The sequence below is a fragment of the Thalassobacter sp. genome, from assembly GCF_982993085.1.
On record NZ_CEZFMW010000003.1, the window covers coordinates 36,229 to 55,636 of the forward strand.

The 19,408-nt window shown below is 54.2% G+C and carries 18 protein-coding genes; 9 read left to right on the plus strand and 9 right to left on the minus strand.

Annotated features, from left to right (window positions below):
* Positions 1 to 58: 58 nt before the first annotated feature.
* On the plus strand, positions 59 to 370 hold the full coding sequence (locus AC4GMC_RS01070) for an ETC complex I subunit (RefSeq protein ID WP_038007720.1): 312 nt from the start codon (positions 59 to 61) through the stop codon (positions 368 to 370).
* On the opposite strand, the gene AC4GMC_RS01075 is transcribed toward AC4GMC_RS01070, so the two are convergent.
* Together AC4GMC_RS01075 and AC4GMC_RS01080 are read right to left on the minus strand one after the other, a co-directional pair.
* Positions 367 to 966, minus strand: a complete 600-nt coding sequence (locus AC4GMC_RS01075; protein ID WP_487876580.1) for a nicotinate-nucleotide adenylyltransferase — start codon at positions 964 to 966, stop codon at positions 367 to 369. The two genes, AC4GMC_RS01070 and AC4GMC_RS01075, sit on opposite strands and share 4 nt — an antisense overlap.
* 36 nt (positions 967 to 1,002) lie before the next feature.
* Positions 1,003 to 2,979 carry a methylmalonyl-CoA mutase family protein gene (locus AC4GMC_RS01080; RefSeq protein WP_487876577.1) on the minus strand — a complete coding sequence of 659 codons (1,977 nt, stop codon included), beginning with the start codon at positions 2,977 to 2,979 and terminating at the stop codon, positions 1,003 to 1,005.
* A 149-nt stretch (positions 2,980 to 3,128) separates the two neighbouring features.
* Between AC4GMC_RS01080 and AC4GMC_RS01085 the strand changes: the two genes are divergently transcribed.
* The 6 genes from AC4GMC_RS01085 to AC4GMC_RS01110 all read left to right on the plus strand — a co-directional run bounded on the left by AC4GMC_RS01085 (position 3,129) and on the right by AC4GMC_RS01110 (position 9,320).
* Positions 3,129 to 4,559 (plus strand): 1-acyl-sn-glycerol-3-phosphate acyltransferase, encoded by a 1,431-nt coding sequence (locus AC4GMC_RS01085; RefSeq protein WP_487879128.1) that lies wholly within the window; start codon positions 3,129 to 3,131, stop codon positions 4,557 to 4,559.
* A 100-nt stretch (positions 4,560 to 4,659) separates the two neighbouring features.
* On the plus strand, positions 4,660 to 5,952 hold the full coding sequence (gene ccrA / locus AC4GMC_RS01090) for a crotonyl-CoA carboxylase/reductase (protein ID WP_038007715.1): 1,293 nt from the start codon (positions 4,660 to 4,662) through the stop codon (positions 5,950 to 5,952).
* 203 nt (positions 5,953 to 6,155) lie between these two features.
* Positions 6,156 to 6,371: a hypothetical protein gene (locus AC4GMC_RS01095; protein WP_488082288.1), complete on the plus strand. Its 216-nt coding sequence runs from the start codon at positions 6,156 to 6,158 to the stop codon at positions 6,369 to 6,371.
* Entirely contained in the window at positions 6,316 to 7,029 is a 714-nt protein-coding gene (locus AC4GMC_RS01100; protein ID WP_487876343.1) for a helix-turn-helix transcriptional regulator, read from the plus strand. Before AC4GMC_RS01095 ends, AC4GMC_RS01100 begins: the two co-directional genes overlap by 56 nt.
* A 102-nt stretch (positions 7,030 to 7,131) precedes the next feature.
* Positions 7,132 to 7,746, plus strand: a complete 615-nt coding sequence (locus tag AC4GMC_RS01105; RefSeq protein WP_487876344.1) for an acyl-homoserine-lactone synthase — start codon at positions 7,132 to 7,134, stop codon at positions 7,744 to 7,746.
* A gap of 41 nt (positions 7,747 to 7,787) precedes the next feature.
* Positions 7,788 to 9,320, plus strand: a complete 1,533-nt coding sequence (locus AC4GMC_RS01110; RefSeq protein WP_487876345.1) for an ATP-dependent DNA helicase — start codon at positions 7,788 to 7,790, stop codon at positions 9,318 to 9,320.
* A gap of 87 nt (positions 9,321 to 9,407) precedes the next feature.
* Here the strand turns inward: AC4GMC_RS01110 and AC4GMC_RS01115 are convergent, their stop codons facing one another.
* Positions 9,408 to 9,809, minus strand: coding sequence for a tellurite resistance TerB family protein (locus AC4GMC_RS01115; protein ID WP_487876346.1), 402 nt, complete (start codon positions 9,807 to 9,809; stop codon positions 9,408 to 9,410).
* Between the two features lie 140 nt (positions 9,810 to 9,949).
* Between AC4GMC_RS01115 and AC4GMC_RS01120 the strand changes: the two genes are divergently transcribed.
* Positions 9,950 to 11,524, plus strand: a complete 1,575-nt coding sequence (locus AC4GMC_RS01120) for a lysine--tRNA ligase (protein ID WP_487876347.1) — start codon at positions 9,950 to 9,952, stop codon at positions 11,522 to 11,524.
* A 57-nt stretch (positions 11,525 to 11,581) separates the two neighbouring features.
* Positions 11,582 to 11,980, plus strand: a complete 399-nt coding sequence (locus AC4GMC_RS01125) for a DUF4864 domain-containing protein (RefSeq protein WP_487876348.1) — start codon at positions 11,582 to 11,584, stop codon at positions 11,978 to 11,980.
* Between the two features lie 54 nt (positions 11,981 to 12,034).
* On the opposite strand, the gene AC4GMC_RS01130 is transcribed toward AC4GMC_RS01125, so the two are convergent.
* The 6 genes from AC4GMC_RS01130 to motA form a co-directional block, all read right to left on the minus strand.
* Positions 12,035 to 12,379 carry a hypothetical protein gene (locus tag AC4GMC_RS01130; protein WP_487876349.1) on the minus strand — a complete coding sequence of 115 codons (345 nt, stop codon included), beginning with the start codon at positions 12,377 to 12,379 and terminating at the stop codon, positions 12,035 to 12,037.
* Positions 12,376 to 13,464 carry an EscU/YscU/HrcU family type III secretion system export apparatus switch protein gene (locus AC4GMC_RS01135; RefSeq protein ID WP_487876350.1) on the minus strand — a complete coding sequence of 363 codons (1,089 nt, stop codon included), beginning with the start codon at positions 13,462 to 13,464 and terminating at the stop codon, positions 12,376 to 12,378. Before AC4GMC_RS01135 ends, AC4GMC_RS01130 begins: the two co-directional genes overlap by 4 nt.
* Positions 13,461 to 14,231, minus strand: coding sequence for a flagellar biosynthetic protein FliR (locus AC4GMC_RS01140; protein ID WP_487879021.1), 771 nt, complete (start codon positions 14,229 to 14,231; stop codon positions 13,461 to 13,463). Before AC4GMC_RS01140 ends, AC4GMC_RS01135 begins: the two co-directional genes overlap by 4 nt.
* On the minus strand, positions 14,228 to 16,306 hold the full coding sequence (flhA, locus tag AC4GMC_RS01145; RefSeq protein ID WP_487876352.1) for a flagellar biosynthesis protein FlhA: 2,079 nt from the start codon (positions 16,304 to 16,306) through the stop codon (positions 14,228 to 14,230). The genes AC4GMC_RS01140 and flhA overlap by 4 nt, the downstream gene beginning before the upstream one ends.
* A gap of 164 nt (positions 16,307 to 16,470) precedes the next feature.
* The gene (locus tag AC4GMC_RS01150) at positions 16,471 to 18,543 is read right to left on the minus strand and encodes a hypothetical protein (RefSeq protein ID WP_487876353.1); all 2,073 of its coding nucleotides are present in this window, start codon (positions 18,541 to 18,543) and stop codon (positions 16,471 to 16,473) included.
* Entirely contained in the window at positions 18,540 to 19,406 is an 867-nt protein-coding gene (gene motA, locus AC4GMC_RS01155; protein WP_487876354.1) for a flagellar motor stator protein MotA, read from the minus strand. Before motA ends, AC4GMC_RS01150 begins: the two co-directional genes overlap by 4 nt.
* Positions 19,407 to 19,408: the final 2 nt, after the last annotated feature.

Genomic DNA, 19,408 nt, shown 5'->3' on the forward strand with positions numbered 1-19,408 from the left:
CCCTTGCGCGGATGTGCGATGTGGAGGATAAGAAGTGCAACGACGACAGGAGCTTCCCATGCGCGCACGCATTTACTGCCCAGCACGAACCGCAATGCAATCCGGCACCGCGAAAACAAAGTCTTGGGTTTTGGAATACGCGCCCGCATCGGCACGCGAAGTGGACCCTTTGATGGGGTGGACCTCGTCGTCCGATACTCAGTCCCAAGTCAAACTAACGTTCGACAGCCAAAAAGCCGCCGAGGCCTACGCAAAGTCCAAGGGGCTCGACTATGTCGTGCAAAAACCAAAAGCCAGAGCCGCCAATGTGCGCGCAGGCGGATACGGTGAAAACTTTGCAACCAACCGCCGCGGCGTCTGGACTCACTAGCCCCATTCGCCTTTTTTGCGGATTTCAGAACTTGAAATGCGTTGCATGGGGATATTGACGAAGCTCCATGCCGGGGCGGAATGATGCCCCAACCCAAAGGCATTGCGCTTGCGCACGCGATATTTCGAATACAGTTGCGCAACCTTTGATGTCCGTGCTGGTATCCGGTCACCGGGCCGTGCCAGCACCCCTAGCGGGACACGTTCGATAATCTCATGCCACCGCTCCCAGCGATGGAACTGTGCCAAATTATCAGCACCCATCAGCCAAACGAAACGCACCCCCGGATAGCGCAATTGCAAAGCCGCGATGGTTTCGGCCGTGTAGCGAGTGCCCAGTTGCACCTCAATATCCGTAACCTTTACGCGAGGATGCTGCATCAAGCCGCGCGCGTGGGTCAATCGTGTTTCCAGCGACACTGGGCCACGTGATTTTAGCGGATTTCCCGGTGTGACCAGCCACCAAACATGATCGAGACCAAAACGTTTCAACGCCTCACGCGTGATATGCACGTGCCCTGCGTGAGCCGGGTCAAATGACCCGCCCAACAGCCCGATCACCTGACCGGGGCGCGCATATGGAAGGCCTGAACCCATGCTTTTGCGTGCCATGCGCAGCACGGGGGCGCAAGCCTACTCGGCAGCGACAGGTTCGGGCGTTGCCAAAGTGACGATATCTTGCATAATCCGGTTCAGCTCAAAGTCTTTGGGCGTGTAGACTTGCGCCACGCCAAAGGATCGCAGCTTTTCAGCATCCTCATCAGGAATGATCCCGCCGACGACAACAGGCACGTTACCCAAACCTGCTGCACGCATTCGGTCCATCACATCCGCGATCAGCGGCACATGAGAACCCGATAGGATCGACAGGCCAACCACATGTGCCTCATCCTCGAGGGCCGCTTTTACAATCTGCTCTGGCGTAAGCCGAATGCCCTCATACGCGATATCCATCCCGCAATCACGGGCGCGGAAGGCGATCTGCTCCGCCCCATTTGAATGCCCATCCAAGCCCGGCTTGCCCATCAGAAACTTCAACCGACGACCAAGCTTGTCGCTGACGGCATCAACCGCCGCACGCAAGTCATCCAAACCTTCGGTCTTGTTGGACACCGAGCGGGAGACGCCCGTGGGACCACGATATTCACCATGCACTTTGCGCATCACGCCGGACCATTCGCCCGTGGTCACACCTGCTTTTGCAGCAGCAATCGAGGGACCCATAACGTTTTCCCCATTTTGTGCGGCTGTCCGCAGGTCCGCAAGTGCGGCCTCAACGGCGTTTGCATCGCGGATGTCTTTCCATGCGTTCAAGCGGTCAATCTGCTCCTGCTCGACGGCTGGATCAACGACCATGATCCCGCCTTCCTCATCGACCAATGGCGAAGGCTCACCTTGCTCATACTTGTTCACACCGACGACGACGGTCTCGCCACGCTCGATCCGGTTAAGGCGATCTGCATTACTCTCAACCAAGCGGGACTTCATGTATTCGATCGAGGCAACAGCACCGCCCATCGCATCCAGATTGGCCAATTCTGCCCGAGCGCCGTCTTTCAACGCCTCCACTTTGGCGTCTACTGCGGGGTTCCCATCAAACAGGTCAGGATATTCCAATAGGTCCGTTTCCAGCGCCAAAATCTGTTGCATCCGAAGGGACCATTGCTGATCCCATGGGCGTGGCAGGCCCAAGGCCTCATTCCAAGCGGGCAACTGCACTGCCCGCGCACGTGCCTTTTTCGAAAGCGTCACCGCCAGCATTTCGATCAAGATCCGGTACACATTGTTTTCTGGCTGCTGCTCCGTAAGGCCCAGCGAATTCACCTGAACGCCATAGCGAAAACGGCGCATCTTGGGGTCTTCAACACCATAACGCTCCCGGCAAATCTCATCCCACAGATCGACAAAGGCGCGCATCTTACACATCTCGGTCACAAAACGGATACCTGCGTTCACAAAGAATGAAATTCGCCCAACAAGCGTCGGGAAGTCATCAGCCGGGACGCGCGGGCGCAGTTCATCCAACACAGCAGTCGCAGTCGCCAACGCAAAGGCCAACTCCTGCTCTGGTGTCGCACCCGCCTCTTGCAAGTGATAGGAACATACGTTCATCGGGTTCCATTTCGGCACGTTGGTGTAGCAATAATCGGCCACATCCGCGATCATCTTGAGCGATGGGACAGGCGGTAAAATGTAAGTGCCACGGCTAAGGTATTCTTTGATCAGGTCATTTTGCACAGTGCCTTGTAGCTTGGCCACGTCAGCGCCTTGCTCTTCCGCCACGGCGATATACAGCGCCAACAGCCATGGCGCCGTCGCGTTGATCGTCATCGACGTGTTCATTTGCTCCAGCGGAATATCCTGAAACAACGTGCGCATATCGCCCAAGTGACTCACAGGCACACCAACTTTACCAACCTCACCACGGGCTAAAATATGATCGCTGTCGTACCCTGTCTGGGTCGGCAAATCGAAAGCAACGGACAAGCCTGTCTGCCCCTTCGCAAGGTTCGATCGGTAAAGCGCGTTGGACGCTGACGCTGTGGAGTGCCCTGCGTACGTCCGAAACAGCCAAGGACGGTCTTTTTTCACGGCTGGTGCGTCGGACATGGGGAGCTCCTGAATCAGTTTCGGACATTTTATTCCGCTGAAACCTTATTATGCGACAGAATATAACGCTGTCAATCGCTGCGCTGCGGCATTGCACTCTGCACCCACCATTTACCACCGCACAAAAACACGTCAGGGTGAACGCCACCATGTTTGACACCGTCGCAATCCCCGTTTGGGCCATCGTGCTCACTGGCCTTTTGGCCCTTATCGCCGCATTGGACAAAATCCTGCTGCCATCGGTCCGCTGGTTTCTGCGGCGTCGGCTGGAGCGTGCGGTTGAGCGTTTGAACACGCGGCTAGAACGGCCAATCCAACCATTCAAACTGGCGCGCCGGTTCGATACGATCCAGCGCCTGTCTTATGATCCAGAGGTTGCCCGCGCCATCGCGGAACATGCAGCAGAAAACAACATTCCCGAGCAGGTTGCCTTTGAAAAAGCCCAGCGCTACGCGCGCGAAATTGTGCCGGGGTTTTCTGCCTTTACCTATTTCGGCTTCGCGATCCGTGCCGCTAAATGGCTATCCAAATCGCTCTACCGTGTACGGCTTGGCTATTTCGACGAAGAAGCCCTGCGCGCAGTCGACCCCGACGCTACCGTCATTTTCGTGATCAACCATCGATCTAATATGGACTATGTGTTGGTGACCTGGCTTGCGGCAGAACGATCCGCACTGGCCTATGCGGTGGGCGAATGGGCGCGTGTTTGGCCCTTGCAACAGTTGATCCGCGCTTTGGGTGGCTATTTCATACGTCGGCGTCAACTGAACCCGCTCTATCGCAAAGTCCTTTCCCGCTATGTGCAAATGGCCACCGAAGGCGGCGTGACCCAAGCAATGTTCCCCGAGGGTCGCCTGAGCATGGATGGCAATTTGGGGGCACCCAAGCTGGGCCTGCTAAGCTATGTGATTGCGGGCTTCACCCCTGGGCAGAGCCGCGAAGTGGTGTTTGTACCTGTAGGACTTAACTACGACCGCGTGATTGAAGACCGTGTTCTGACTCGTGCAAAGGACGCCTCAAACGGCTCTACCCGGCGCTTTCGGCTACGGCCCATCATGATTTTGCGTTACCTCTATCTGCACCTCCTGCTGCGCCTGCGAGGAGGATTCCACCGGTTTGGCTACGCCGCGGTCAGCTTTGGCGCGCCCCTATCATTAACGGCATTTCTAGAACGCGATAGCGAGAACACCGCCGAGGCCCTTGCAAAGGAGCTAATGGGGCGGATTGACCATATCCTACCGGTTTTGCCCGTGCCCATCATGGCGTCGGTCATTCGCGATCGCGCACCTTTGCCCCTGTCTGAGCTGCATGAAGCGTTTGAAGGGTATCTCGCTAAAATTCAGGAAACAGGCAGCCACGTGCATATTCCGCGCACGGACATGGCATATGCGGCAGAGGTTGGTCTGCGCGCACTCACGCTGCGCGGCATCGTGGAAACGCATGACGGATTGCTGCAGGCCACCGAAAAGGAAGCGCGGCTTTTGCATTATTACGCGAATATGCTGCCCAAAGGGGCTGCTGACGCAGTATCAGATGCCTCAAGAGCAGACCTAAGACATAAAATTACCGAAAAGACATAATTAAGTTTGCATTATTGCGCGGCCGAGTTTACTTCATGTTGCAACGCAGCGTGGATGCGATTCTGCGACGCGGCAACTGAGAATTAAGTGGAGATGGAGTATGGCTTTGGACACGAACGCCGAACTGGCTGTGTATGACGCGCCGCAAAAGGACCTGTACGAAATGGGTGAGATGCCTCCCATGGGATACGTGCCCAAGCAAATGTATTCCTGGGCGATCCGTCGCGAGCGTCATGGCGATCCCGACAAAGCCATGCTCAAAGAAGTCGTCGAAGTCCCTACTCTAGACAGCAACGAGGTTCTCGTTCTCGTGATGGCTGCGGGCGTCAACTACAACGGCGTGTGGGCAGCCCTTGGCCAGCCGATCAGCCCCTTTGACGGCCACCAACAACCCTACCACATCGCCGGGTCGGATGCGTCTGGCATCGTTTGGGCCGTCGGTGACAAGGTAAAGCGCTGGAAAGTTGGCGACGAAGTTGTGGTTCACTGCAACCAAGACGACGGCGACGATGAGGAATGCAACGGTGGCGATCCGATGTATTCTCCCACCCAGCGGATTTGGGGCTATGAGACGCCTGACGGGTCGTTTTCGCAATTCACACGGGTGCAGGCGCAGCAGTTGATGCCACGCCCCAAGCACCTGACGTGGGAAGAAAGCGCGTGCTACACGCTGACGCTGGCCACAGCCTACCGCATGCTTTTCGGCCATGAACCTCATGACCTGAAGCCCGGTCAAAACGTTCTGGTGTGGGGAGCGTCTGGCGGTCTTGGGTCTTATGCGATCCAACTGATCAACACGGCAGGCGCCAACGCCATCGGTGTGATTTCCGACGAAGACAAGCGTGAATTCGTCATGGGGCTTGGCGCCAAAGGCGTGATCAACCGTCGCGATTTCAACTGCTGGGGTCAGATGCCCACAGTTAATACTCCTGAATACGCCGTGTGGTTCAAAGAGGCGCGCAAATTCGGCAAGGCCATCTGGGACATCACCGGCAAGGGCGTGAACGTCGACATGGTCTTCGAACACCCCGGTGAGAGCACATTCCCTGTCTCGAACCTTGTGTGCAAAAAGGGTGGTATGGTTGTCATCTGTGCCGGCACCACGGGCTTCAACTGCACATTCGACGTGCGTTACATGTGGATGCATCAAAAGCGCCTTCAAGGGTCGCACTTTGCGCACCTGAAGCAAGCGGCAGCAGCCAACAACCTGATGGTCGAGCGTCGTCTTGATCCATGCATGTCCGAGGTGTTCCCATGGGACGACCTGCCCGAGGCGCACATGAAAATGCTCCGCAATGAGCATAAGCCTGGCAATATGTCCGTTTTGGTCCAAGCCCCCAAGACCGGGCTGCGCACTCTAGAAGACGTGCTGGAAGCTGGCCCAAAAGCTTAATTAGAATCACTACGAAGCATGGCCCGCGCAAAGAGATTTGCGCGGGCCATTTGCGTTGCGAAACACAGTCTGAGCGATTTCTGAGCCTTAATTTGCCCCCCCTCACTATTTCTGGGGAGGGAATTATCGCGAATTTCACGGAAAAGCGTCGAATGGTAGTGTCGTCTTTACCAACCGTTAACCATTCAAAGGGGACTCTGGTGATGTCGAAAGACTGGATTATTGACGTGCTGACCGACCTGCGGGCATTTGCGCATCTTAACGAGCTACCATCATTGGCTGAACACCTCGATGACACAGTACTCGTGGCTGCGGCAGAGCTCGCGGAGAACGCGCCGCACCGCCAAAATGGAACTGTGGTGTATGACGCGACGACTAGAAACATTTCTGGACAGCCTCACTCAGGCCTCAAGTCTTGATGACCTTCAGTCGTCAGTCGTCCGCTTGCGCGATGTCTATGAGGTGGAACACCTCGTCTATCACTCGGTTAAGTCCACCGGTCAGCAATACGCCGCGCTGACTTATGACCCCAGTTGGGTCGATCATTATGTTGCGGAAGGTTTCGAAAAGATTGATCCCGTGGTGCAAGGTTGTTTCCAACGCTTTACTCCTGTGGATTGGAAACGTCTTGACTGGTCGCACAAAAGTGCGCGCACCTTGCTTGGCGATGGAATTACTGCGGGTTTGGGCAACCAAGGGTTTTCAATTCCCATCCGCGGTCCTTCCGGGCAGTTCGCCCTGTTCACCGTGAACCACAAAGCAAGTGATGAACAATGGGCCTCCTTCACAACTGAATATATGCACGAACTGATCTTGGCTGCCCACTACATGAATGAACGTGCCCTCGCGATGGAGGGAAGCGACGAAATCAAAGCCGGGCAGTCATTGTCCCCGCGAGAAACAGACGCTTTGACGCTTTTGGCGGCTGGCATGAATCGATCTCAAGCTGCTGAGCGGCTGAAGATTTCAGAGCATACGTTACGGGTTTATATCGAATCCGCCCGGTTCAAGTTAGGTGCCGCGAACACAACCCACGCTGTAGCAAACGCACTTTTGCGGGGGCTCATCTGCCTCTGAGCAACTGCGGTTGCGCGATCTTTGTCTTCGCGCGCGCTAGGAAACCGTTAACCTGCGCGACCCTAGCTCCTCGTCCCTATCAAGGACGACAGGAGCTCCAAAATGATCCGCTATCTCTACGCCACCGAACTCGCCACCTTTCCTACATTAACCGATACCATGTTCCGTGACCGCGCCACGCAATTCCGCGATCGCCTCAAGTGGGATGTAAACGTCGATGAAAAAGGCTGGGAAACTGATCAATATGACGCGATGAACCCGCTTTACCTGATTTGGGAAAAATCGGACGGCACGCATGGCGGATCCATGCGGTTTCTGCCCACCACCGGCGACAATATGACCGCCGATGTATTTAACCACCTTACCGACGGCGTCACCATTCGCAGCCCTTTGATCTGGGAATGTACTCGGTTTTGCCTTGCTCCCGACGCCGCCCCAAATACTGCTGCGGCTTTGATGTTAGGCGCTGCCGAGCTTGGAATTGGCATGAACCTATCCCATTCAGTTGGGGTATTTGACGCTAGAATGCCCCGTATTTACAAACGCTTAGGCTGGGCACCCGACGTTTTGGGCACACACGATGGCATCTCCACTGGCCTTTGGGCCTTTCAACCGGACATGCGCGGCAAAATGGCAGCAAAAGCCGAAATCTCAACCGTATTGTCCGGTCAATGGTTCCAGAACGCATTTGGCCCTCTCCCCATGATGACCGGTTGATCCCACTGGCACACCGCCATGGCCTAGCCTAGTGTGCCGCCATGGCGAAAACACCCATCAAATTCTCCGACGATCAGGCTGACGCCTTTGATAGCATTTCAAATATATTGAAAAGCGCGGGCGTTAATCTTGATGATGCTTTGTTAACACCTTTGAGTGACGGGAAATCGAGTGTCACAGCTGTAATCGGCAAGGCCGGTAGCGGGAAAACACTTCTCCTCGCCAAGCTTGTAGAAGCACTACAGGACGCTGGCCTAGAGCTAGTTTCCGGCGACTATGAGGGCAAAAGCCGCAAGGACAAACGCACGCTCGCCGTGCTAGCTCCAACAAACAAAGCTGCCTCAGTTTTGCGCAATCGTGGTGTCCCCGCCACGACGATTCACCGCATTCTTTACACGCCAGTCTATGACCCTGAGTATGAAAAAATCGCTGAATGGCTGGCCGAAGATGGGAACCGCCCCAGGATCGCCGACATCACAGATGAGGCCTTGGATCGCGCCGCTCGCGTCTATTCCGAGACCAAATCAGTGCCAGCAGCATTGGCTGCCGCTGGGTTAAAGGGCTCTGACTTCATTACGGGATGGAAGCGCCGAGAATCTCCGTTAGACATTGGTTTTGTTGATGAATCTTCCATGCTGGACGAAAAACAGTACGATGACCTGCGTGAGATTTTTCCAACATTGGTTCTATTCGGAGATCCCGCACAATTGGCTCCGGTCGGCCAGTCCGGAGAAATGGTTTTTGATCGGCTCAGCGACAAGAAACGGCTGATCCTAAATCGCATCCATCGGCAAGCGGACGACAATCCAATCCTTGATCTTGCCCATGCGCTTGCCGATCCCGATCTAGATTTTTCCCGATTTGAAGATATGATCGAAGAGGCCGCGCAGAAAGACCCACGTGTGGAAGTTGCGGCGCGTGTAAATAGCGATTTGATGGCCCGCAGCCCCGTTTTGGTCTGGCGCAATGCAACACGTGTGCGCCTGATCCGTGCGTTTAGAATGGCCCACGAGGCGCCCGAAGATGCTCTACTCCCCGGTGAGCCTTTAATATGCGATGGGATCGAGCTGCCGCTTAAACATCGTAAACGCCGCATTGACCTAGAGGCACGCGGGTTAATCAAAGGTGCACAGGTCGTATACCTAGGCCCCGGGCGGAAACCAGGGTTCTCGCGTCTTCATGTTGTCGGTGCACCGGACCCTCAAATTTCAGCCGCGTCGATCGTCAAAATCGAACTGCCGGATGAGGATGAGCCATTTCTCCCATTCGCGGCTCACATGGGCGCTGCATTTCTGCATGGTGCTGCTGTCACAATCCACAAGGCTCAAGGATCTCAATGGGATGAAGTACAGGTCTTTGCGCCAGATTTGTACGCAGCATCTCGCGCTGGTCGTATGGAAGCAGGCCAAGCTCTTTGGAAACGCCTCGCCTATGTGGCGATCACACGTGCCGCATCGCGCTTAATTTGGGTGAAACGCTACGCCCTTGCACGCCCAGAGGGACTACTAAGCACCGACGATCTAAAGGCTCCGCCTACAGATTTCACACTCACGCACACACCCGCAGATGAATAACAGGAGAGCGCTGCCAAGAGCGCACAAGCCCCTGAAACTTCCTTAACACTCGTAAACGAGTTTACCCAACGCGTGGCGACATCAACGCTAAAGCGGAAGATGGCGCGCCCGGGCCCCACGCTCAATCGCGGCCGCATGCAGCCGATCAATCGCCAACTCGTAGCGCACTTCTTTTAGCAGCTCGAGCTCTGTCTGCTGCAACCGGCCATCGGCTGCTGCCACATCACAAGCCAATGCGTAAGCTGTCTCATAATGTGACACTGGGATCGCATTCTTGATCAACCCAAACAACGCGTCCAAGCCGTCTTCTTCTTCCAACAGATCAAACACAGTCTGTGCGGCCTGCTGCATGCGGTCGATATCATACTCCGCAAAAATCGGCAGATGGTTTACGATTTGCTGGATCGTCAACAACTCCGAGGTACGAATATTCGCATCCGATGCCGAAACCGCGATCATCAATGCGACCAGCGCATCTTGCGCAGTCATTGCTTGGGGGTTTTCTGTCACGGCGTATCGGCTTTCGTTTAAGGGCTATATGACCAATTTATTGACCCCAGACCCCACCCGCAATAGGGAGTGGTCGCATCTGTCCAAATCCGGACGCATTCAATAGGATAATTCCGATCATGAGCACTCTTCGCGACGCTGCACTCACCTCCAAGGCTTGGCCTTTTGAAGAGGCTCGCCGTCTGCTCAAACGGGTCGAAAAACGTCCTCCGGAAAAGGGCTATGTACTGTTCGAAACAGGCTATGGTCCCAGCGGCCTTCCCCATATCGGCACCTTTGGCGAGGTCGCCAGAACCACGATGGTGCGGCGTGCTTTTGAGGTAATCTCCGACATTCCAACGAAACTGATCTGTTTTTCTGACGACTTGGACGGAATGCGAAAAGTTCCCGGAAATGTCCCCAATCCGAGAGACCTAGACGAGCACCTCCAACGTCCCCTGACCTCGGTTCCCGACCCGTTCGGCGAATACGAAAGCTTTGGACATCACAATAACGCGATGCTCCGTCGTTTTCTTGATACATTTGGGTTTGAGTACGAATTCATCAGTTCCACTGAATTCTATCGCTCTGGGCAGTTTGATCCGGTGCTGCTGCGCGCGGCTGAAAAATACGACGATGTGATGGCAGTCATGCTCAAATCACTTCGCGAAGAACGGCGTCAAACTTATTCGATTTTCCTGCCGATTCACCCCGAAACGGGGCGCGTTCTTTACGTGCCGATGAAACACGTCGACGGTCAAAAGGGTGAAATCACGTTTGATGACGACACTGGCCGTGAATGGACGCTGCCCGTCACTGGGGGCAACGTAAAGCTACAATGGAAGCCTGACTTTGGCGCACGGTGGGCCGCTCTCGATGTCGATTTTGAGATGTATGGCAAAGATCACTCTACCAATACGCCAATTTATGACCGTATTTGCGAAATCCTTGGGGGCAAGAAACCTGAGCATTTCACCTATGAGCTTTTCCTAGATGAAAGCGGGCAAAAAATCTCGAAGACCAGCGGGAATGGCATCAGCATTGATGAATGGCTGACCTACGCGTCCTCCGAAAGCCTGTCTTACTTTATGTACCAAAAGCCCAAAACGGCGAAACGGATGCATTTTGATGTGATCCCGAAAGCCGTGGATGAGTATCATCAACAGCTTCGCGCCTATCACACGCAAGAACCCGAAAAGCAGGCTGCAAACCCGGTGTTTCACATCCACGGAGCAGACGTACCGCAATCTGATTTGGTGGTTCCATTTTCAATGCTGATGAACTTGGCAAGTGTAGCAAACGCAGAAAACAAAGACCAACTGTGGGGGTTTATCCAGCGTTATGCTCCTGAGGCAGCACCCGCAACCCATCCTGGCCTTGATGCAGCCGCGGGCTTTGCCGTCCGCTACTACAACGATTTTGTCCTTCCAAACAAAACCTATCGCGCCCCCAGCGAAATCGAACGCGAAGCGCTGATCGCATTGCGTGAAGGGTTGGCAGCGTGGGAGGGTGAGGCAGACGCAGAAGCGCTTCAAGGCCTCGTTTTTGCATGTGGTCGCGAGCGGTTTGACCCGATGCGTGACTGGTTCAAGGCGCTTTACGAAGTCCTGCTGGGCGCTTCGCAAGGACCACGCTTTGGGGGATTCATTGCTCTCTATGGCGTTACAGAAACAATCGCACTCATCGACTCTGCACTTGAAGGTCAACTCAACTGATTTGCCAAATGGCGTATTGCGGCTAGCATAAAGGGGAGCAAAACCCCGGAGGCTGCCATGCGCACTTTGCTTTTTTCGTTGATCCTGATCCTGAATGGGGTGTCTGCTCGGGCGGATGAAACAGCCATCCAATCTGTGATCCAATCGCAAATCACAGCTTTTAAGCAGGATGATTTTGTGACCGCCTTCACATACGCGAGCCCCACCATCCGTCAGCTTTTTGGAACACCAGAGCAGTTTGGCATGATGGTACGCCAAGGATATCCAATGGTGTGGCGCCCAGGCCAAGTTGACTTTCTACCATTGAAATCAGAGCCGAGCCGCACGTTTCAGGATGTCATGATCACTGACCAAGCAGGTGTAGTACACGTGCTACGCTATACGATGATCGAAGGCGGAGTCGGCTGGAAAATCAATGGCGTTCAAGTTTTGCAGCCACCGCAAGTTGGCGCTTGAATGGTAGCAATAGTGCCAGCGTGGCTCCGGCAACTGCGTTAAGCTTGTATGCCCCTAGTGTTGCCTTTTCTGATCTTTGATCAGCCGCTTTATGACCTGTGACCGAGCTTCATCCTTGGCCGCCATCTCTTTCACCGGCTGGGCACGAGCCATCGCCATAGCCAAATCTGCTTTCAAAGCATCACTCCGTTTTGCAGCCCAAATAGCATAGCGATCAGCAGCCGCTGCCTGCATCAGCGTACCGGCGGCCGTGGTCGCGCGCGCGGCGCTGACTTCACGCATCACTGCGTCAATTCCATCAATCTCGGCCCGATGGATGGATAACTTGGCTCGGCTCATCTCAGATTTTAGCTCTGTGATGTCTTTTAGCGCATTCAATTGCTTAACTTTTTGGTTCATTCCCGGCGGCTTCCTTTTGCTTTTTTGCGCATCTCATCAGCAAAACGAACCGCAATAGCGACGGCGGCAAAATGTTCCCGATTGATTGGCGCGCCAATTTCTACGGTGGCATGCAAAGCGCGGGCCGTTGGCGGGTCACGATGAATGGGCACGCCGTGTTCTGCGGCGACTTTTCGGATTTGCGCCGCAATTTCGTCCACCCCCTTGGCCACACACATGGGCGGCGTTGGATCTGTCGGAGACCACTTCAAGGCGACGGCATAATGCGTTGGATTGACGACAACCACTGCAGCGTCAGGCACATCCGCCAACATCTGATTGAGCGCGATTTCCTGTGCACGCTGACGGCGCTGCCCTTTGACATGCGGGTCCCCCTCGGCTTTTTTAGCTTCTTCTTTCAACTCTTGCTGTGACATCATTTGCTTTTTCAGATGATCAAAGCGCTGCCAAAAATAGTCGATCGCTCCAATCAGACCTGCAATAACGACCGCAATGACCAGAAATTCGCGAAGCAGCGCGCCCATCAGTGCTACCAACTGACCCGGCTCGGCGTTCATCGCGCCGATCATTGGGTCCATGTTGCTCGCTAAAAACCAGATCAAGACGCCAGAAATAATGATAAGTTTTACGGCTGACTTTAGGAACTCAAACAGGCCCGAAGGCCCGAATTTCTGCTTCGCATTGCTCAGAAGCGAAACCTTTGAAAGCTTAGGCTCCAGCTTGGTTGGCGCAAACACAATGGCTTGCTGCGCAACCAATGAGATCAGTGTTCCAAAGGCAGGAAAAATAAAAAATGCCGCTGCCGCCAGGCCTGCTGCCAGTAGCAACTCACCATGGAGGTGCGCGCCACCTGGAGACAACAGCGTTTCGGAATAGGCGTCCGCGTTTTCCAAAAGCCCGCTAGAGAACCGTCCAAAATAGGACAAAGCAGCAGGTGCTGCGATCCCGAGACATAGTAGAAGACCCGCATAGCTGGCAGCCGTATGAAGGTCGGTAGATTTGACAAAATCCCCCTTCCGGCGCGCTTCGAGCAGCTTTTGCTCCGTCGCTTCATGGGATTTTTCAGAACTGTCATCGTCGCTCATGGCAAAGCCTGCAGAGGTGCTGCGAGCACCGCATCAAACCGCTCCAACCAAATCGGCAAGAGGATCGGAAGCGAGATGAACAAAAGGATCATGCCCCCGGCCGTGATCGCTGGCGCACCAACGAAGGCAACCATCAGCTGTGGCATCGCTTTGTTTATGATGCCCATCGCGACATTATAAATAAGAGAAACTAAGACGAAGGGCGCGGCTAATACGAACCCCAATCCAAAGATGCTCGCGACGCTATCGACACCCCATGTCATCACATCCAGAGGCACAAGAAAGACGCCGATGGGCAAAAACCCATATAGTTCGACAAGCGCCCATATGATTTTGATGTGAAGATCTGCCAATACAATCAACACCAAACCCGCCATATATATGATGTTGGAGAGTGCTGGCTGGGGGTCAATGGATGGGCCGCCAAGCAGTTGCGACAAAGACGTGGATTGAGCCGCGATCGCTCCCGCCACCAACAGGGCGTGACTGAGAAAGCGCAAAGTGATGCCGAACATGAAGCCCACCAGCGTTTCTGAAAAGAACAAGAATACCAGTGGTGCGCCGGGTTCGATGCTGGGAAGCGTCACGGTTGGAAAAACACTGACAACCAAAACAAGTGCAACGGCCAGTTTGACACGGGCTGGGATCATCTGATCCCCAAGCGCGGGCAGGACCGAGACAAATGCCCCGATCCGCAGAAATAGAAGGCCAAAGAGGGTTAATGCGTCTTGCCCAAAACCCATTATCTCTTGGATTTGAGTCATCATATGGCAACGAGGCCTACTATTGCCGGTTTTACATCGGGGCCAAGTTCTTCGAATGAGAGAACAGGGTTGCTGAGACCACTGGAGCGCAGGACTGTATGTAGGTATCTACGTCGCCTGCTAGACGTAATAAGAGCGGGGAAATCGCCTCGTTCCGCCGCAGAACCAACGCGTTCCCCAATGCCAGAAGCCAGTTTTGAAAACAGTGCAGGCGGAAGAGCCACATCTACATTTCCATGCTCACCCCGGGTTTGATGAGATTCAAACAGCGATTCCCAATCGGGCGCGAGCTGGATTAACGGTAGCGTCCCATCAGCGCGCCGAAACTCAGCAACGATTTGGAATCCAAGTCGCTGACGCACATGCTCACAAATGGTTTCAAGCGGTGCTTGAGCGGCACGCATTTCTGCGATTGCCTCCAAGATCAGAGGGAGATTGCGAATAGAAACGCGCTCGCTGAGCAACATCTGCAGAACAGCCATCAAGGTCTCCATAGGAACCTTTTCAGGGATCAAATCATCCACAAGGCGGCGGTTACTGGATGCCCGAACAGGATTAGTTGGGCTGGTAAACTCATCCAGAAGCCGTTGCAGCGACTTAAGCCCCAGCAATCGCGGCAGGTTTCCCTTGATCACCTCCAAGAGGTGCGTGGCAAGCACCTCTCCCGGCGAAACCGTAGTGAACCCTGCAAGCGCCATAGCCTGTTCTTCGCTTTTCGGTATCCACTTCGCGGGCGCCCCATAGACCGGTTCTTTAACGCTTCGCCCCGCCGGTGTTTCTGCGCTTTCGTCCGGAAGGAGCACCAGAACGCTATCCTGCTCTAGGGTGTCCTTGGCCTGTTCAACACCCAACAAGCGAATGACATACTGCCCCGCTGGTAACCCAATATCATCCGTCAGTCGCACTTCTGGTAGGATAAGGCCGAAAGATTGAGCAATATGCTCGCGCATGCTCGTTATACGCGCCTCAAGTCCGGACGCTGGGTCAAGCGCTAACGCCACCAAATCAGGCGCGAATTGCACGTGAATTTCATCAAGCTCAAGAAGATCGCCGATGCGGGTCTCTGGCACTTGATCTTCGTGTTGAGGCTCGGATTCTTTTTCTTCTTCCTGTTGGGCAGCACGATGGCCGTAATATGCCGCAGCAAACAGGCCAACCGCACCCAATAAAAAGGGAATAAACGGCAGCCCTGGAACCAGAGCGAACAGGGCGAGTATGAAGCCAACCGTCATAAGAGCCGTGGGATATCGCCCCAATTGCGCAAAAACCGCCGCATCCGTTGCCCCAGTCGTGCCTCCGCGCGCAAGTAAAAGTGCAGATGCGATGGAAATAATCACAGCCGGAATCTGAGAGACGAGCCCATCCCCTACAGTAAGGATCGCATATGTTTCAAAGGCCGCACCAAGGTCCAAGCCGTGCACAACAGTGCCAATTACCAAGCCCATAACAAGGTTTAGAAGTGTAATTAGAAGCCCGGCAATTGCGTCGCCTTTTACAAACTTTGACGCACCATCAAGAGATCCAAAGAAAGTGGTTTCAGCCTGCTCAATCTCACGGCGGCGCTTGGCTTCGGCGTGATCAATCGCGCCCGCGGACATGTCGCTGTCGATAGCGAGTTGTTTGCCGGGCATGCCGTCCAACGCAAAACGCGCACCGACTTCTGCCATGCGCGTCGCGCCCTTTGTGATTACGACAAAATTCACAATCAATAAAACGCAGAACACGACAACGCCCAAAAACACGCTGCCCCCCATGACGAAATTTGCGAAACCTTCGATCACGTTGCCAGCTGCGTGAGTGCCAGAATGCCCCTCCCCAATGATCAACTTGGTGGATGAAACGTTCAGCGACAGGCGCAGCATCAAGGACGCGAGCAAAACAGTAGGAAAAGCTGAAAAATCCAGCGGTCGCTCGATAAAAAGCGTGACTGTGAACATCAAAATAGCAAGCGCAAAGGAAGCAGCCAAACCGATGTCGAGCACCCAAGCCGGCATTGGCAAGATCATCATGACGATGATCGCCATTAAAGCCAAAGCGAGCAGCGTCGTCGGCTTAAACAATGTGGAAATGAAACCCATTCTGGCTCCCAATGATGCGCAACAACTGGGACCGAAAGAGCGGCAACCAGATGTTTGTCATAGAGAATCCTAGAGAAACGAGGTTACCAAATGATTGAAAATAGGAGGGCATTTTGCGCCCAGCTCGCAGAAGAAACAAATCCGTTCGGGGCAACCGACGGCGGCTACTCCCGCAGAAGTCCTTGAATTGTGGTCCTCATTTGGGATGTTTCTTCCAAAAGTGTCGTCAGTGTTGCTGGGCCCTCAGACTGCGACTGCGCATTCACCTGATCCAGCAGGACTTGCCTTGGGTAAGATTGAATTCCCTTTGCTTCTACCCGCTGGGATATCCATCCTGCGGACGCTCGCAAAGGATCTGTTTCCTCAAGATATGGGAACGCAGCCTCATATTGCCCCATATTTAAATATGCATAGGCCCTGATCTGGTACGCGTCATCTGTCGTGAGAGTAGCAACACGCGACAATGCTTCGCGCGGATCGCCCATCGCAAGATAGGCCCGCGCAGAAATAAGTCTCTTTTCTGGCGACTGATCCAAGTCTCTCCGCGTCATCAAGTGGAGCGCTTTGCTTGGTATTCCGACATCTACCATGCGTCGCGCCACATTCAAGATCGTCGCTGTATCGACCGTCTGAGACGTGACTAAATCTCCTAGCCCCACAACGAAGAGCGCGAACTCATCTGCCGGTACAACCTCCGTTGCCAATGATACCAAGGCATCCAAATGGGCCATTGTGTGCTCTGGCTGGACAAGCAAGAGCCGTTCATAGGCTTGCAACGCCTCAAACGGGTACCCCGAAAGCACGAGGCCAGAAAGAACGCCTGCGTGAATACCGATGCGCAGGGCATCATCTTCAACCGTCTCGACGAAGGAGCCTGCAAAGGTCAAAAGTGCGTCATCCAAGGCAATGCGCGACTGCATATGTTCCCGCAGGAGAGCATTAAGCGCTTGCGCCGACACCGGAGTATTCGCAAAGACAAGCGACCTGAGTGTAGCGAGGCGTTCCTCTAGCTGAAGCTCAGCTAAGGCAACAGTATCAAATACTGCAACCTCGGCAGCGTTTGAGCCGTTCGTTCGCGCCATTAATCCCTCAATTTGGCGCGCTGCCTGTTCGTACCCACCGGCTCGGAGCCTTGCGGCGACTGTACCCGCATAAACACCGCGGTATTCGACACGCATTTTCGCCAAAGTAACCTCGACCGCCCTTTCGTTAAGATTTGCCCCATCCGGCAAGGCACCAGCCGAAAGCACCGCCCAGAACGCAAGTGCGTTGGGGCACGCGAATGCCTCGCGGAGTTCAGAATCCGAAGGACTGGGCGAACCATCTACAACATAGGCTAACGCTTTCATCAGAGGATCATTTTGCCCACTCATTTCGAGGATTGCGCGCGCTTCGACACCAAAGCCCAAGGCAATATATGCCGCTGCGAGGGCCCGCGCGCGTATCGGATCTACTTGGCCGTTATCATCGAAGACCTCACGTCGCATTGCGCCAATGGACTGAAGAACCTCCTGATGAGAAGGCCATTGGCCGATATCGGCATAGGTAGGTAGATTGCAGTTTTGTTCTTGTGCGGTCGCCTTTTGGGGCAGCTGATTTCTAAACGGCGTGTTGATCTCAATTTGCATGGGACCATTGCCCGCACGCGTGTCATCATTTGGCTCAAGGGTACCAGACGGAGCAAGCAATTGTGCCGCAACGGCGTCAGCCATCCGAGATGCCAAAACATCATCCGAAAAGATTTGAGCGCTTTCATCCACCACCGGTTCATTGGAAGGCAACATTCTTGCAGCGAGAGCCGCAATAGGGTTTGGCTGATCGTCGGCAAACGGAATGCTGGGTTTTACTGTAGATCCGGTCTCCGTAGGCGCGGACAGCTTTACCGCATCTAGAACATCAATCACAACAAAGCGGCCATCGAACCTAAACACATCAACTTCGCAATCACACCCCAACGCTAGCTCCACTACTCCGCGCTCGGCGGCAATACTTTCGAGCCGCCCGGTAGGAAGTCGAGAGAGCAAGCCCTCTGTACTCAGCGTTGCATCAAGATCCCGAAAAGAAATACGCACGGCGCGATCAGACTGCTCAATGTTCCAAGTGATTTCTTCCGCGAGAGGGAAAACAATCCGCGAGAACGTTTCATGTTCACCAGATTGCGCGATTAGGTCCTCTTGAGCGGAGGCAGTCCAGGCCAAAAAAGAGAGCAAAACAGAGCCGGTAAGAAGCAATCTCATGCGGCACTCTTCACGTCTTTGAGAGCTTCTTCCACTGCGGCAAAGGATGGCCGTATGTGCGTCGGCGTATTTTGTCGTCCAACTTCGATACAAATATTTGTTGCGTGGTTATGCAAATTAGTCACGAGGACTTCTCTGATAAGGCGATAAAAATGGACATCTTCTTCAACCACGGTCTTCACCCGCGACGCGAATGGTCCGACAAGGCCGTAGGCCAAAAAAACGCCCAGAAAAGTCCCGACCAAAGCACCACCGATCAACTTGCCTAGCACTTCTGGCGGCTGATCAATCGACCCCATGGTTTTGATCACACCCAACACAGCCGCCACGATCCCTAAGGCAGGTAGGCCATCGGCGACTGTTTGAAGCGCATGACTAGAATGAAGCGCATGATGAGCGTTCGCTTCCATTCTCTTTTCAAGAACTTCTTCGACCTGATGTGGATCATCGTAGTTCATCGACGCGGCGCGCATGGTGTCACAGATCAGACCGACAGCTTCATGATCTGCAAGTATCTTGGGGTATTTAGTGAAAATACTTGAAGTCTCCGGACCCTCGATATGCTCCTCGACCGCAACTGCATTCTGTTTCGCCAGGCGAATGAGTTCGAACAAAAGGCACAGCAAATCGCGATAATCGTCAGTATTCCACTTGGGACCTTTGAAGACTTTACCAACATCTTTGAGGGTATGTTTGACCTCTGACATGCTATTCGCAATGAGGAATGCACCGACTGCGGCACCACCAATCATCGTCATCTCAAAGGGCAGAGCTTTCATAATGATGCCCATCTTACCGCCAGCTGCCAGATAGCCGCCGAACACCATGACAAAAACGCAAACGATCCCAATAATTCCGGTCATGA